At 59.8% G+C, this 14,845-nt stretch carries 13 protein-coding genes; 9 read left to right on the forward strand and 4 right to left on the reverse strand.

The window, feature by feature from the left end:
* Both ACQKPC_RS29345 and ACQKPC_RS29350 read left to right on the forward strand, forming a co-directional pair.
* The coding region (locus ACQKPC_RS29345; RefSeq protein ID WP_427628136.1) for a TerC/Alx family metal homeostasis membrane protein at window positions 1–699 on the forward strand (699 nt) is incomplete at its 5' end.
* A gap of 170 nt (window positions 700–869) precedes the next feature.
* The gene (locus ACQKPC_RS29350) at window positions 870–1,796 is read left to right on the forward strand and encodes a bifunctional 5,10-methylenetetrahydrofolate dehydrogenase/5,10-methenyltetrahydrofolate cyclohydrolase (RefSeq protein ID WP_427628138.1); all 927 of its coding nucleotides are present in this window, start codon (window positions 870–872) and stop codon (window positions 1,794–1,796) included.
* Between the two features lie 191 nt (window positions 1,797–1,987).
* On the opposite strand, the gene ACQKPC_RS29355 is transcribed toward ACQKPC_RS29350, so the two are convergent.
* Window positions 1,988–2,506 carry an SgcJ/EcaC family oxidoreductase gene (locus tag ACQKPC_RS29355; RefSeq protein WP_427628140.1) on the reverse strand — a complete coding sequence of 173 codons (519 nt, stop codon included), beginning with the start codon at window positions 2,504–2,506 and terminating at the stop codon, window positions 1,988–1,990.
* Between the two features lie 170 nt (window positions 2,507–2,676).
* Between ACQKPC_RS29355 and ACQKPC_RS29360 the strand changes: the two genes are divergently transcribed.
* From ACQKPC_RS29360 to ACQKPC_RS29375, 4 genes are read left to right on the forward strand one after another with little or no spacing between them, the layout of a single operon-like run.
* Entirely contained in the window at window positions 2,677–3,861 is a 1,185-nt protein-coding gene (locus ACQKPC_RS29360) for a sensor histidine kinase (RefSeq protein WP_427628142.1), read from the forward strand.
* Window positions 3,858–4,511: a response regulator gene (locus ACQKPC_RS29365; RefSeq protein ID WP_192344584.1), complete on the forward strand. Its 654-nt coding sequence runs from the start codon at window positions 3,858–3,860 to the stop codon at window positions 4,509–4,511. The genes ACQKPC_RS29360 and ACQKPC_RS29365 overlap by 4 nt, the downstream gene beginning before the upstream one ends.
* Window positions 4,508–6,835: an ATP-binding protein gene (locus tag ACQKPC_RS29370; protein ID WP_427628144.1), complete on the forward strand. Its 2,328-nt coding sequence runs from the start codon at window positions 4,508–4,510 to the stop codon at window positions 6,833–6,835. The genes ACQKPC_RS29365 and ACQKPC_RS29370 overlap by 4 nt, the downstream gene beginning before the upstream one ends.
* Window positions 6,832–7,296 (forward strand): response regulator, encoded by a 465-nt coding sequence (locus ACQKPC_RS29375; protein WP_123494785.1) that lies wholly within the window; start codon window positions 6,832–6,834, stop codon window positions 7,294–7,296. Before ACQKPC_RS29370 ends, ACQKPC_RS29375 begins: the two co-directional genes overlap by 4 nt.
* On the opposite strand, the gene ACQKPC_RS29380 is transcribed toward ACQKPC_RS29375, so the two are convergent.
* Entirely contained in the window at window positions 7,273–8,190 is a 918-nt protein-coding gene (locus ACQKPC_RS29380) for an alpha/beta fold hydrolase (protein WP_427628146.1), read from the reverse strand. The two genes, ACQKPC_RS29375 and ACQKPC_RS29380, sit on opposite strands and share 24 nt — an antisense overlap.
* Before the next feature lie 310 nt (window positions 8,191–8,500).
* On the opposite strand from ACQKPC_RS29380, the gene ACQKPC_RS29385 reads away from it, so the two are divergent.
* Window positions 8,501–9,181 carry a glutathione S-transferase family protein gene (locus ACQKPC_RS29385; RefSeq protein ID WP_427628148.1) on the forward strand — a complete coding sequence of 227 codons (681 nt, stop codon included), beginning with the start codon at window positions 8,501–8,503 and terminating at the stop codon, window positions 9,179–9,181.
* 81 nt (window positions 9,182–9,262) lie between these two features.
* Here ACQKPC_RS29385 and ACQKPC_RS29390 read toward each other — a convergent pair whose 3' ends face one another.
* Together ACQKPC_RS29390 and ACQKPC_RS29395 are read right to left on the reverse strand one after the other, a co-directional pair.
* Window positions 9,263–10,537, reverse strand: coding sequence for a glucarate dehydratase family protein (locus ACQKPC_RS29390; protein WP_427628149.1), 1,275 nt, complete (start codon window positions 10,535–10,537; stop codon window positions 9,263–9,265).
* Window positions 10,534–11,931, reverse strand: a complete 1,398-nt coding sequence (locus ACQKPC_RS29395) for an MFS transporter (RefSeq protein ID WP_427628151.1) — start codon at window positions 11,929–11,931, stop codon at window positions 10,534–10,536. The genes ACQKPC_RS29390 and ACQKPC_RS29395 overlap by 4 nt, the downstream gene beginning before the upstream one ends.
* 106 nt (window positions 11,932–12,037) lie before the next feature.
* On the opposite strand from ACQKPC_RS29395, the gene ACQKPC_RS29400 reads away from it, so the two are divergent.
* The gene (locus ACQKPC_RS29400; protein WP_427628152.1) at window positions 12,038–12,940 is read left to right on the forward strand and encodes a LysR substrate-binding domain-containing protein; all 903 of its coding nucleotides are present in this window, start codon (window positions 12,038–12,040) and stop codon (window positions 12,938–12,940) included.
* A 149-nt stretch (window positions 12,941–13,089) separates the two neighbouring features.
* Window positions 13,090–14,845 (forward strand): TonB-dependent siderophore receptor (locus ACQKPC_RS29405; RefSeq protein WP_427628154.1); only part of this gene is annotated, 1,756 nt, incomplete at its 3' end.

A 14,845-nucleotide genomic window follows, 5' to 3' on the forward strand; every position in this document is an offset into this window, starting at 1 on the left:
TCGATCGACAACATGTTTGTCTTCGTGATGATTTTCAGCTACTTCGCCGTACCTGCGGAGTTACAGCGTCGAGTGTTGTTGTACGGTGTGCTCGGGGCCATCGTGATGCGTGGGGTGATGATTCTCGCCGGTGTGTGGCTGGTGTCACAGTTCGCGTGGTTGTTGTATGCGTTCGGTGTGTTCCTGATCATCACCGGAATCAAGATGCTGGCATTCGCCCATCAGCGGCCTGACCTCAATAAAAACCCCTTATTGCGCTGGATACATAGCCATCTGCGCGTCACCGACGAGTTTCATGGCGAGCGTTTTTTTGTAATGCAAAACAGTCGGTACTGGGCGACGCCGATGTTTCTGGTGCTGGTGCTGATCGAGGCGAGCGATCTGATGTTTGCGGTCGACAGTATCCCGGCAATCTTCGCCATTACCACCGACCCGTTCATTGTGTTCACCTCGAACATCTTCGCGATCATGGGCCTGCGCGCCTTGTACTTTTTGCTGGCCGACATGGCTGACCGCTTCCACCTGCTCAAATACGGTTTGGCGATCGTGCTGGTGTTCATCGGCGCCAAGATGACGCTGATGCCGTGGCTTCACATGCCGGTTGAATGGTCGCTGGCCGTTGTCGGCGGGATCATACTGACTTCGGTGCTGTTGAGTCTGATCTTGACCCGCAAGGAGGATCAAATGCGCTCCCTGTAGGAGCTGCCCACGATACCTTTCCTGTCTTATCTTCCGGTGTTGCGGTGGTATTGGCCTGCCCTCAACTGGTAGCCTGTACGTCCCTGCCTGCATGTCTCTGATGGATCATCGGCGCGCGAAGACGCCGCGATGATCACTGCCCCCTTTTTAATCAGACAACGGTGACTCTTTTGACCAGCAGCACCCCCGCATTTGCCCGTGACATCGACGGCAAAGCCATCTCTGCCCAGGTTCTCGACGAAGTCCGGGAAGAAGTTCTGGCCCTGGCCGGCCAGCAAATCTATCCCGCCCTTGCGGTCCTGTTGGTCGGTGACGACCCGGCCAGCCACGTTTATGTGCGCAACAAACTGCTGCGCGCCAAGGAAGTCGGTATCCGCTCCCTTGAATACCGCCTGCCGGAAACCGCCAGCCAGACCCAGGTTCTGGAGCTGATTGCGCAACTCAACGCCGATCCCACGGTGACCGGCATCCTGGTGCAATTGCCCTTGCCGGACTCTATCGATGAGCAGGCAGTGATTCATGCCATCGACCCGATCAAGGACGTGGACGGTTTTCATCGGGAAAACGTCGGTGGGCTGGTGCAAGGCATGGAGGTCCTGACCCCGTGCACGCCCAGTGGCTGCATGCGCCTGCTGCACGAGACCTGCGGTGATGACTTGAGCGGCTTGCACGCGGTGGTCATCGGCCGTTCGAACATTGTCGGCAAACCGATGGCGACCTTGTTGTTGCAGGCCAACTGTTCGGTCAGCGTGGTGCATTCGCGCAGTGTCGACGCCCCGGCGTTGTGCCGGTTGGCGGATATCGTGGTTGCGGCGGTGGGCCGGCCAGAGTTGATCGACGCCAGTTGGCTCAAGCCCGGTGCGGTGGTGATCGATGTCGGTATCAACCGCATCGCCAGCGAATCCGGCGATCGTCTGGTGGGCGATGTCGACTATGCCAGCGCCCGCACTGTCGCCCGGGCGATCACCCCGGTGCCGGGTGGCGTCGGGCCGATGACCATTGCCTATCTGCTGAAAAACACCCTGATCGCCAGCCAGTTGCAACGCGCCGCACAGGCCCGCGGGCAGCAGCCTGTGGACGACTTGGCGTTGAACTGACACAACGCACAGTCAGCTAAGGCGCGGAACCTGTGGGAGCGGACTGTGGCGAGGGGGCTTGCCCCCGTTGGGCCGCGCAGCGGACCCAAGACCTACGAGCGCTACGCACTCGAACGGGGGCAAGCCCCCTCACCACACAAGCCCGCTCCCACAGGGGATTGCTTAACCATGATCAGGCGTCGAGGACGTAGTTACTTCCCGGCGTGCAGCACCTGTGCTTGCGGCATCGCCGAAGAGTGATGGTTGAGAATCTTCCACTGCCCGCCCACTTGTTCATAGACGAAGGTGTAGCGCGCCTGCACCTGACGGATCTTGCCATCGGCCTCGGTCAGGAAAAAGGTATAGACGCCGCTGTCCATCGCCACATTGGCGCCCAATGGACGGATCTCACGGTAGTTGATCTGGCCCACCGGCTTGAGCGCCATGAAGTGATCGAAGTAGTCCTTGATCTGTGCCGGCGTGGTGCGCACCTTGTTGGAAACCGTCGGCTGCAACACGGCGTTCGGCGCATACAAGTCGACCACGCTCTGAACATTGCCGCTCTTCAACGCGCTGTTCCATTGGTCGAATAATGCGGCGATTTCGCGATCCTTCACATTGGCGGGCTGTTCGGCCACGCTGCTGTAAACGTAAGGCACTGCCTCCAACGCCTGGGCCAACGGGGCGGTAAGGGCGAAAAACAGGGCGATGGCTGAGGTCTTGAATTTCATTGCGCTATTCCAATGGTGGTCGATGGCCACACTGTGCCGCTCGAAACGTCGCCCGCCATCGGCCAACCGGAGTCATTTGCCTATGCCATTCGGCAGATAGCGCCCTGCCCCGTCAACAAGGTTTAATGACGCCCCAGCCCGAACGGGCGCGCCTGCGCCGGAATATGCCCATGCAAAACCCTGATCATGACCCCGGTAGCGCCCTGGCCATTCGCACCCAGTATCGGCAATCGCAAAGTCGCGCCGCGCGACTGCGGTTGCTGGTGGATACCGGCCAGGAGCTGACGCAACTGGCCCCCGAAGCCATGCGTCAACGGGTGCTGCAACGGGCCTGCGCCTTCCTCGCGATGGACCACGCGTTACTGCTGGAATGGGACGTGGATGCGCAGGTCAGGACCACCGCCAGTCACGGCAGCCGTGATCGTTTATGCAGCCTCGAACACCTCGCCGATACCGCGATGCGCACCCCGCAATGGCAGGAGCAGCCGAGCGCGGTCCTGCCCAATGTGCTGCGGGTGCCTTTGCGCGGCGGCGATGGCGCGGCCTTCGGTGCGTTGGTGCTGGCCAACAGTGTCAGCATCAGTGCACCGGACACCGAGGACCTCGAATCCCTGCAATTGCTCGCCACCCTGCTGGCCGCGCACCTGGAAAACCAGCGGTTGCTGGATGCACTGGTGGCCCGCGAGCGCACCATGTCCGATCTGGTCCACAGGCTGTTCAGGGCACAGGAAGACGAACGCAAACGCATGGCTTACGACCTGCACGACGGCCTGGCGCAAACCCTCGCCGGGCTGCATCAGCGCCTGCAAGGTTTTGCCGGCCGCTGCCCGCCACTGCCCGACGAACTCGGCGCAGACTTACAGACGATTCTTGCATTGGCCCAGCATTGTGTCGGTGAAGGCCGGCAATTGATCAGCGGCCTGCGCCCGACAGTGCTCGACGACTTTGGCTTGCTGAAGGCGGTCGACAAAGAAGCGGATCGCCTGCGCGACGCCGGGATCAAAGTGAACTGGAGCACACGTTGCGAAGCACGTTTGCCCAGCCAGGTGGAAATCGCCCTGTTCCGGATCGCCCAGGAAGGCATTAACAACATTCTCAAGCATGCGCAGGCCAGCCACGTCGTCCTTGCGCTGGAACTGCACGAAGGACTGGCCTCGCTACGGCTGGACGACAACGGCAAAGGTTTTGCCATGGAACAACGACTCGACACCTGCGGCGCCCGGCACTTGGGGCTCGCGGCGATGAAGGAACGCGCAAGCCTGCTGGGCGGCGATTTCACTTGCGTCAGCCATGTGCATGGCGGGACGCAACTGCGCGCCACCGTACCCTCCGACCTCAATGGAACAGCTCAATGACTGAAGTTTTACGTCTGGTTCTGGCGGACGATCATGAGGTCACCCGAACCGGTTTCGTCGCGCTGCTGGCGGGCCATCCGCAATTCGAAGTGGTCGGCCAGGCCCGCGATGGCCAGGAAGCGGTAGACGTGTGCGAACGTCTGCTACCCGACATCGTCATCCTCGACATTCGCATGCCCGTGCTCAATGGGTTGGGCGCGGCGCGAATTCTTCAGCAGCGCCTGCCGGCCCTGAAAGTGGTGATCTTCACCATGGACGACAGCCCGGATCACCTGGAAGCGGCGATGAATGCCGGTGCCGTGGGTTACCTGCTCAAAGACGCCAGCCGCAATGAAGTGATTGACGCCCTGCAACGCGTCGCCGCGGGCGAGGAAGCCCTCAATAGCGCCGTCAGCGCCCGCCTGCTACGGCGCATGACCGAACGCAACGCCAGTGGCGCCGCGCCTGCCGAAACTTTGACCGCCCGCGAACGGCAGGTCCTCGGGTTGGTAGCCAGCGGCTTCAGCAATCGTGAAATCGGCGAAGAACTCGGTATCACCACGGGCACGGCCAAAGCGCACGTGGAACGGGTCATCGGTAAACTCGGCGCCGCCGACCGAACCCAGGCGGCCGTTCGTGGCATGGCCCTGGGGCTGGTGACCCAGTCATGAAGGTTTCAAATGCTCGACGCTGGGCCGATCTGCCATTACGCGGCAAAGCCCTCGTGGTGATTTCCCTGCCGTTGGTCATCCTGTTGCTCTCGCTGGTGCTGATCTACATCACCGAACGCCAGACCGCACGCGCGGAAGAGGACGTGCGCCGGGTGCTGCTGGTACAAGGCGACATTCAGGCCGTGCATACCCTGCTCGCCGAGGCCGCCGCCAGCGTGCGCGGCTATCTGCTGACCCGCCGCGAGGATTTCCTGCCGGGTTATCGACAAGCCAAGCCCTTGATCGAATCAGCCCTGCGACGGCTCGACAGCAACGTTCGCGATGAGCGGGTGCGCAAACATCTGGAGGCGATCACCCCATTGATCGAGACCAAGGTCGAGGGTCTGGTTGAACTGCTCGACGATCGCAGCGCCACACCCGAGTCGATCACCACCATCCTGATCAACAACAAGCACATCCTCGACGAACTGCGCGAACGCATCAGCGCCATGCGCACCCTCGAGGATACTTTGCTGGCCGAGCGTACCGCGGCCGCTGCCTCCACTCGACAGCGGTTGTTGTTCTCCACCCTGCTGGCCGCGGCCTGCGGGTTGTTCGGCGCCATCGTGGCGGTACTGTTTCTGTCCAAGGGCATCGTCGCCCGGGTCAAACAGGTCCAGGGCAACGCACAACGACTGGCACTCGGTCAGCCGTTACTGCCGCAACCGCCGGAGAACGATGAGATTGGTCAATTGGGCACGCGCCTGGTCGAAGCCGGGCTGTTGCTGGCTGAACGTGAACGGGCGTTGCGCGACAACGAAGAGCGCCTGCGGCTGATCATCGACGGGGTGAAGGACTACGGTATTTTTGCCCTCGACACACAGGGCTTCGTCACCAGTTGGAATGCCGGCGCCGAACGGATCAAGGGCTACACGGAACAGGAGATCGTCGGCCAGCATTTTTCGGTATTTTATCTGTCGCAAGAATGCCCGCAGCATCCCGACATGGCGCTGCGCGAGGCCACTCGCGACGGTCATTACATGGAAGAGGCCTGGCGTTGTCGCAAGGATGGCAGCCGCTTCTGGGCCAGCGTGGTGATTACCGCGCAATACGACAGCAGTGGCGCCCTGCGCGGATTTTCCAAGATCACCCGCGACATCACTGATCGCCGTGCGGCCGAGATAGCGCTGAGCACCGCACGGGAAGAAGCCGAACGCGCCAGCCGCGCCAAAAGCGAATTCCTGTCGCGCATGAGCCACGAACTGCGTACCCCGCTCAACTCCATTCTCGGCTTCGCACAACTGTTGGACATGGACTCACCCAAGGGCCAGCGGGCACAGATCGGTCACATCCTGCGGGCCGGACAACACCTGCTGACCCTGATCAACGAGGTGCTGGACATCGCCAAGATCGAAGCCGGGCGCCTGCCACTGAACGTTGAAGCCGTGCCCTTGGCGGTGGTGCTGCAAGAAGCCCTGACGCTGGTTTCCCCCATGGCTTGCGACGCCGGCATCCAATTGGTCGATTTGCCGATGCTGGCCGCTGACAGCGGGATCGTCGCCGATCGGCAACGCCTGGTTCAGGTGCTGCTGAACCTGTTGTCCAACGCGATCAAATACAACCGGCCCCGGGGCCAGGTGCACATCGAAGTCAGGGTTATTCAACAGCGAATTGCCGTGTCAGTCTGCGATACCGGCAAGGGCATTGCGGCCGATCGACTGGAGCAACTGTTCAAGCCATTCGAGCGTCTGGAGACCGATCCGAACGTGGAAGGCACAGGTCTGGGCCTGGCTTTGAGCAAGAGTCTGCTGGAAATGATGAACGGCAGCCTGACCGTCAAAAGCCAACCCGGCGAAGGTTCCAGTTTCACCCTGGAACTGCCCTTCGTACGCTTGCAGCCAGTCACCGAGCCACCGGTTGCACGAATCAGTCACCCCACGGTCACAGCCGCCCTCGCCGCTCCCGATTACCAGGGCAAAGTGCTGTGCATCGAAGACAATCTCTCGAGCCTGGCCCTGATCGAAACCCTGCTGCAACGGCGACCGCACATCCAATTGCTCTCAAGCATGCAGGGGCAAATGGGTCTGGACCTGGCCCGTCAACATGCGCCGCAGCTGATCTTGCTCGACGTGGCGCTGCCGGATCTGGATGGTTTCAATGTGCTGCAACGCTTGCGTCAGTCGTCCGTCACCCGTGCCATTCCCGTGCTGATGATCACCGCCGATGCCAGTGACCTCACGCATCTGGCCTTGCTGGAAGCGGGAGCGACGGCGGTGCTGACCAAGCCGATTAACATCCCTTCATTCCTCGCCCATCTTGACCAGCATCTACCGGAGCCCGTGTGAACACCGACCTGCGCATTCTGATCATCGACGACCAGCGGCCCAACCTCGACTTGATGGAGCAGCTGCTTGTCCGCGAAGGGCTGACCAATGTACTGAGCAGCACCCAGCCGCTGCGAACCCTGGACCTGTTCAACAGCTTCGAGCCTGACCTGGTGATTCTCGACCTGCACATGCCGGAGTTCGACGGCTTTGCCGTACTGGAACAACTCAACCGGCGCATCCCGAGCGGCGAATACCTGCCAATCCTCGTGCTCACCGCCGACGCCACCCGCGATACCCGCCTGCGCGCGCTGGCCCTGGGCGCCAAAGACTTCATCAGCAAGCCACTGGACGCCCTGGAAACCATGCTGCGCGTCTGGAACCTGCTCGAAACCCGCGCGCTGTATAAAGCCTTGCGTACTTTGGTCCCGGCGGATCAGATCGAGTTGCTGCGCCAGTTAAAGCCGCACCCAGTTAGCTGACTGAAGGGGCGGAATCACTGACGCTTTGCTACTGAACGTCAGGTCACGGGGCTGGCTCGGTATTTTGGCGACCGGCTGTAGAAAGCCCAGCAAGGCCTGCTGGGTATCATTCCAGGCCGTCGGGTGTTCCATATCGAGGAAGTGCCCGGCGTTCTTGATGGTCTGAAATTGAGCCTGACGGCTATGAGCGCCAAAAAGACGGGCGTCTTCCACCGAGGTGTACTCATCCCGTTCGCCGTTGATAAACAGCAGCGGAACTTCGATGGCATCGGCACAGGAAACGTAGCAATGAGTGTCCTGAGTCAGCACTTCGTTGACGTGAAAATGCATCTGCCGGTATTCGTGTTCGTCAAGGCTGCTGACATGGCGTTCGTTGAAACGCTTGAACAGCGACGGCAGATGCTTGCCGATCGTGCTGTTGATCAAGCGCCCGACATTGCGCCGATCACAGGCCTGGAGGAAGTGCCGGCCACTCTCCAGATAATCGCGCATCGGCGTATTGATTCGCGCCGCGAATGAACTGATCACCGCTTTTTCGATTCGTCGTGGGTGCTGGGCCAGCGCCAACAAAGTCGCCGCGCCGCCCCAGGAAAAGGACAGCACATGCTGCGCCCGAAAGTGCTCGATCAACTCCAGCAATATTTCGGCTTCGTCTTCCTTGCGGATCGGCAGGTCATGCTGGTTGTATTGTTTCGATTGACCGGCGTAGGGCTGATCGTAGAGGACTACATTGAAGCGTGGCCGCAGGTAGCGCACCGTTTGGGCAAAAGATGCGGTCGTTGCCAGCGAGCCGTTGACCAGAATAATGGTCTTGTCGGCGGTGGCGTTGAGGTAATGCTCGGTATAAACCCTGTACTTCTTACCAATCTGGACGATCGCGGTTTTCAACGTCATTTCATTCTATTCCTTGAACAAATTGGATCAGACACACAGCTTGATTGACCGTCCGGCTTCCTCCGGGCAAGCCTGACAGCACAAACCAGCGACAACGGTACAAGGGCGCTGAGATGAACGCTATGACCAACAAGTCACAAACCGACCAATGGCTCAGTCAAGCAGAGATTCTTCCGTTTGCAAGTATGCAAATTCGAAATTGACTGCACTGACGCACTGCTGACATCCGCCTATGATTGTTCATTGCCCCCGTCTTTTCATATCAGGGCCTTGCGCTTCCCGCCCCTCCCATCCAATGAGGAGTTGAAAGATGTCGCTGACGCTTTACTACCATCCACTGGCGTCGTTCTGTCACAAAGTACTCATCGCGCTCTACGAAAACGGCATCGAATTCGAGAGAAGAATCATCGATCTCGGTGACCCTGCCGACAGCGCAGAACTTCAGGCATTGTGGCCAATCGGAAAGTTTCCAATAATTTTTGACGCTGTTCATCAGCTGAACCTGCCGGAGTCCAGCATCATCATCGAGTACCTGGATAGACGATTTCCAGGCACGCACAATCTGGTTCCAGACGATTGGGAGACCGCGCTGGAAGTCCGATTATGGGATCGCTTTTTCGACCATTATGTACAAGTGCCGATGCAACAGATTGTCAGTGATCGGCTACAGGCGACCAACGGCGATTTGACCAAAGAGCGATCCATGCTGAAAACGGCCTACAACATGCTTGAACGCCGGATGGCATCCAGAATCTGGGTGGCCAGCCCGGCCTTCAGCATGGCCGATTGCGCCGCTGCCCCGGCACTTTTCTATGCCAGGACGCTCGTGCCATTTCCCGATGACTACGGCCACTTGCGTGCCTATTTCGAGAGGTTGGTACAGAGACCATCATTTCAACGGGTGATTGACGAAGCAAGGCCGTGGTTTTCGTTCTATCCGTTTGCGGAGGCCCTCGAGCAACGGTTTCGCCAGGCGCCGGACAACGCATGATCCGCGTCCATAGGCTTCGCGCCTGATACCAGTCGGTACGAAGCGCGAAGGACAGTCACCGATTTGTTCGGGAATACGCGATCAAAAACGCGGTTTGATCGTCTTCCACTCCGGCTTGTAACGCTGCATCTGTTTCACGTCATCGCGTTGACGAATGCCGCAGCTCAGGTATTGATCATGCAGCTTGCCCAGTTGATCGTGATCCAACTCAAGACCCAACCCAGGCGCACGGGTGATTTTCACGCAGCCATCGACGATGGATAGCTTGCCGCCCTTGATCACCTCTTCGTCCGGTTCCTGCCAGGGGTAATGAGTGTCGCAGGCGTAATCGAGATTGGGCACTGAAGCGGCGACATGTGCCATGGCCATCAGGCTGATGCCCAAGTGCGAATTGGAGTGCATAGACATGCCAAGGCCGAAGGTGTCGCACATTTTTGCCAACGCCTGGGTGTCCCGCAGACCACCCCAGTAATGATGGTCGGCGAGCACGATCTGCACGCTGTTCAGGGCCACACTGCGGCGAAACTCATCAAAATCCGTGACCACCATATTGGTCGCCAGCGGCAGACCGGTGCGTTTGTGCAATTCGGCCATACCGTCGAGGCCCGGTGTCGGGTCTTCGTAATATTGCAGGTCATCACCCAGCAGATCTGCCATGCGGATCGAAGTCTCCAGCGACCAGTTGCCGTTCGGATCGATGCGCAACGGGTAACCGGGAAAGGCCTTTTTCAGCGCCTTGATGCACGACACTTCGTGCTCCGGCGGCAGTGCCCCAGCCTTGAGTTTGATGCTCTTGAAACCATAGGCCTCGATCATGCGCCGGGCCTGGGCGACGATCTGCTCTTCGTTCAGCGCCTCGCCCCAGCTGTCCGGTTTGTACGGTGAATCGATGTGTTGCGCGTACTTGAAGAACAGATAGGCGCTAAACGGCACTTCATCACGAATCGCCCCGCCCAGCAGGTCCACCAGCGGCACGTTCAGGGAATGCGCCTGTAGATCGAGAAACGCCACTTCAAACGCCGAATACGCGTTGCTCACCGCTTTGCTGGCGTGAGAGCCAGGCGCCAGTTCCGCACCGGCGATGCTCTGGGTTTTGTTCGCCGCCACGGTGGCCTGCACGATAGTGCGCAGCTGATTGAGGTTGAATGGGTCGAGACCGATCAGCTGACTTTGCAATTGCTGTTGAATCGCCAGTGCCGGGGCGTCGCCGTAGCTTTCGCCCAAACCGATGTAGCCATTGTCGCTCTCGATCTCGATGATCGAGCGTAACGCGAAGGGTTCGTGAATACCGCTGGCATTGAGCAGCGGCGGATCGCGAAAGGCGATGGGGGTGACGGTAACGCGTTTGATTTTCAAGAGGCAGCTCCCTTTGGCTCGGTATTCAAGGCTTGATGACTGACAGAATTTTTTGCGGCTGCGGCGTCGACCGGTTTACCGGTGAGCGAGCTGCGCGTGTCGCCACGCGGTGCAGTACGGGCAAAAAAGATCACCACGGCCGCGACCAGCGAAGTCGCCGCCAGGCCGTACAAACCGCCTTCGATGGAGCCGGTGGTCTGCTCCAGGAAACCGAACGTGGTCGGCGCTACGAAACCGCCGAGATTGCCGATGGAGTTGATCAAAGCCAGCACTGCCGCAGCGATACGCGCATCCAGATAGCCCTGGGGAATTGGCCAGAACAAAGCCGAAGCCGCCTTGAAACCAATGGCCGCAAAACAGATGGCGACGAAGGCAAAGATCGGCCCGCCGGTGGTTGACATGAACATGCCGAACGCGGCAATCACCAATGTCACGGCCACCCAGGCCTGTTGGTATTTCCATTTACTGGCCATGGCGGCGAAGCCATACATCGCCAGAATGGAGATGATCCACGGGATCGAGTTGAACAGGCCGACCTGGAAGTCGCCGAGGTTGCCCATCTTCTTGATCATGCTGGGCAGCCAGAACGTGGCGCCATAAATCGTCAGGGCGATGGAGAAGTAGATAAAGCAGAACAGGGCGATCTGCCGATCGGCGAGCAATTTGAACATCGACGGTTTAACTGTCTGCACGGCTTCGCGAGCCTGCTGTTCCAGGTCAATGGCGCTTACCAGTGCATCCCTTTCTTCGGCGCTCAGCCATTTCGCCTCGCGTGGATGGGATTGCAGCCAGAACCAGACAAACCCACAGAGCACGATGGAAGCAAAACCTTCAATCAGGAACATCCACTGCCAGCCATGCAAGCTGAGACCGCTGACGTGCAGCAGCGCGCCGGATACCGGCCCGGAAATCACCGAGGCAATGGCTGAACCGCTCAGGAAGATCGCCATGGCCTTGCCCCGCTCGGTCGACGGTAGCCATTGGGTGAAGTAATAAATGATACCGGGGAAAAAACCCGCTTCGGCGGCGCCGAGAATGAAGCGCAGCACATAAAAGCTGGTTTCGCCGCGCACGAAGGCCATGGCCATCGCCGCCGCGCCCCAGGTGAACATGATGCGCGTCAGCCAGGCGCGGGCACCGTAGCGTTGCAGCAACATATTGGAAGGCACTTCGAAGATCGCGTAACCGATGAAAAACAGCCCGGCACCCAAGCCATAGGCCGCGGCGCCAATGCCCAGGTCGGTTTCCAGGTGGCTGCGCACGAAGCCGATGTTGACCCGGTCGATGTAGTTGACGATGAACATCACCACGAACAGCGGCAGTACGTGACGCTTGACCTTGGCCGCTGCTCGGGCGAGGACGGTCGGGTCCGGCGGACTCTTATAGGTATTCAAGGGGCGACTCCCGTTCATTGTTTTTTTAGGGGAGAACCGATCATGGACGCGCCTATTGATCCCGTCTAATCTAACTTGGCACTCGATTGATACCTGGATTAGATCAATGTTCGAACTGACGCAACTGCGCTGTTTCACCACCGTGGCCACCGAACTGAACTTCCGCCGGGCTGCCGAACGGTTGAACATGACCCAACCACCTCTGAGTCGCCAGATTCAACTGTTGGAACATCACCTGGGCGTCGAGTTGTTCACCCGCAGCACGCGCAGCGTCGCCTTGACCGCCGCCGGCCGCGCCTTTTTTATCGAGGCACAAAACCTGCTGGAGCGCGCTCAGCAAGCCGCCGTAACCGCTCGGCGCTTCGCCGAAGGGGACATCGGTACGGTCAATATCAGCTTCGTCGGTAGCGCGGTTTACGAGTTCCTGCCCAAGGTCATCGCGGAAGCGCGGCTCAAACAGCCTCACGTCAAAATCGATCTGTCGGAGATGAACACCTACCAGCAACACGAAGCCCTTCGCGCCCGCCGTATCGATCTGGGCATCGTTCGCGCACCGTTGCTTGAGCCAGGCTATGCCACCGAATGCCTGGTGCGTGAACCTTTCGTATTGGCCGTCCCCCACAACCATCGACTGGCCAGCGCCAACACCGTGTCCGTCAAAGACCTGGACGCTCAACCCTTCCTGATGTACTCCCATGCGGCGTACCCGCCGTTCAACGAACTGCTGACCGGCATGCTCCGCTCGGCCCGCGTCGCCCCGGAATATGTGCAGTGGCTCGGCTCGTCCCTGACTATCCTGGCCCTGGTCAACGCCGGAATGGGCCTGGCCCTGATACCTCGCTGCGCCACCAGTGTTGTGTTCAAGAACGTGGTGTTTCGCGATATCGATCTGGGCGAAGGCGTACAGAGTGAACTGCATTTGATCTGGCGTGAGAACAACGACAACCCGGCGTTTGCGATGTTGCTGGAAGGCATTCGTAAGGCTGTGAGGGATGGCTGGGGGTTGTGAGGAACCCCGGAGCTGCCGCAATTACCCGGCGATCGTCGCAATGACACTTTCATTTCATGATCGCTCCTCTTGTATGATGCCCCGCTTTCAAGCGTGAGCCACAGGCTAAGACTCGCCAACCCCAGGCCCGCAGTCGTCGAGGATTTTTCATGAATAGGCTTTACCGGACCTCCCGCCAGGGAGTGGCCGCCCCGCGGTTCGCGCTCAATCCTCTGAACCTGGGCTTGGGCCTGCTGCTGTCCAGCGCCGTGCCTTCGGCCTGGGCCACCGCGACCGAACTGCCGGCGGTGACCGTCACCGGCGATGATACTTCCGGTTATCAGGCCGACAGCGCTTCGGTCGGTGGTTTCGAGGCGGCGCCATTGCTCGATACGCCGGCCTCGATTTCGGTGGTCAACGAGGCGATGATCAAGGATCAGCAGGCCCGCCTGCTCAGCGAAGTACTGCGCAACGACGCCTCGGTGGGTGAAAGCTACGCGCCGGTCGGCTACTACGAAAACTTCGTCGTGCGTGGCTTCTCCCTCAACTCCGCCAGCAGCTACAAGATCAACGGCCGCACCATCACTGGCGAGCAGAATGTCGGGCTGGAGAACAAACAGCAGGTGGAGTTACTCAAGGGCCTTTCCGGTTTGCAAAGCGGTGTCAGCGAGCCCGGCGGATTGGTCAACTACGTGACCAAGCGGCCTGGCGACGTGCGTTCGGTCACCGTCTCCACCGACGATCGCGGCAGTGGTTACCTGGCGACCGACATCGGTGGGTGGTTCGGCAGCGAGCAGCAGTTCGGCCTGCGCGCCAACCTGGCCCACGAAGACCTGCATTCCTACGTCGAACACACCAATGGCCAGCGCGATTTCGCCTCGCTGGCCTTCGACTGGAACATCAGCCCCAATGCGCTACTGCAACTGGACGCCGAGTACCAGACCAAAGAGCAGCGCTCAGCACCGGGTTATCAATTGCTCGGCGGTTCCAGCCTGCCGCACCACGCCTCGCCAAAGAAACTGTTGGCCCACCAGAGCGGTTCGAAACCGGTCACCACCGATGCGCTGAACCTCAACGGTAATTTCGAATACCGCTTCAGCGACCAGTGGAAAGGCAACCTCAGCGCCTCGCGCAGCCGGGTGGTGATCGATGACTACAGCTCGTTCGCCTGGGGCTGCTACGGCTCCGCCAGTTGCGCCGGCGCGGCGGTGCCGAACTACTTCAGCCCTGAGGGCGACTACGACATTTACGATTTCCGCAGCCCCGACGATACCCGCCGCAACGATGAAGTGCAGGCGGCCCTCAGCGGCCACTTCGAAACCGGTGGCCTGGGCCACGAACTCAGCGTCGGGACTAGCGCGTTCCGCCGCGTGGTGGACAAACGCGATGCCATCAATCAGATGATCGGCAGCGCCAACATCAACAGCGAACCGGCTGATTTTGCCCCTTACGATGGCCCGCTCAACGATTCCTACCGACGCCTGGACAGCCGTCAGTACGGGCTGTTCTTCAATGACCGGATCAGTTTCAACGAGCAATGGCAGGCGGTGCTTGGCGGGCGCGAAGTGCGCCTGGATGAAGAGACCTTCGACAGCCAGGGCGACACCACCCGGCACACCCAACGCTATGAATTCCTGCCCCAGGCCGCGCTGATCTACAAGCCGGTGCAAAACCTGTCGCTGTACACCCGCTATAGCAAGGGCCTGTCCCTGGGTGGCGAAGCAGCGTGGTTCACCACCAATGCCTATGAAATTCTTGCGCCCACCGTATCGCGACAAATCGAGGCAGGGATCAAATACGACTGGCAGCGCATCAGTCTGGCCGCGGCGCTGTTCCAGATTCGCCAGGCCTACCAGTACTCGCGACCGAATGATGACGGTACGTTCACGTTCACCCAACAGGGCGAACAGAAAAACACCGGGCTGG

The organism is Pseudomonas sp. NPDC089918 (assembly GCF_050280605.1).
In the GTDB taxonomy this organism is placed as follows: Bacteria; Pseudomonadota; Gammaproteobacteria; order Pseudomonadales; family Pseudomonadaceae; genus Aquipseudomonas.

Coding starts and splice junctions, on each gene's coding strand:
- ACQKPC_RS29370 (WP_427628144.1), top strand. CDS start 4,508: ATGAAGGTTTCAAATGCTCGACGCTGGGCCGATCTGCCATTACGCGGC.
- ACQKPC_RS29365 (WP_192344584.1), top strand. CDS start 3,858: ATGACTGAAGTTTTACGTCTGGTTCTGGCGGACGATCATGAGGTCACC.
- ACQKPC_RS29385 (WP_427628148.1), top strand. CDS start 8,501: ATGTCGCTGACGCTTTACTACCATCCACTGGCGTCGTTCTGTCACAAA.
- ACQKPC_RS29360 (WP_427628142.1), top strand. CDS start 2,677: ATGCAAAACCCTGATCATGACCCCGGTAGCGCCCTGGCCATTCGCACC.
- ACQKPC_RS29400 (WP_427628152.1), top strand. CDS start 12,038: ATGTTCGAACTGACGCAACTGCGCTGTTTCACCACCGTGGCCACCGAA.
- ACQKPC_RS29380 (WP_427628146.1), bottom strand. CDS start 8,190: ATGACGTTGAAAACCGCGATCGTCCAGATTGGTAAGAAGTACAGGGTT.
- ACQKPC_RS29355 (WP_427628140.1), bottom strand. CDS start 2,506: ATGAAATTCAAGACCTCAGCCATCGCCCTGTTTTTCGCCCTTACCGCC.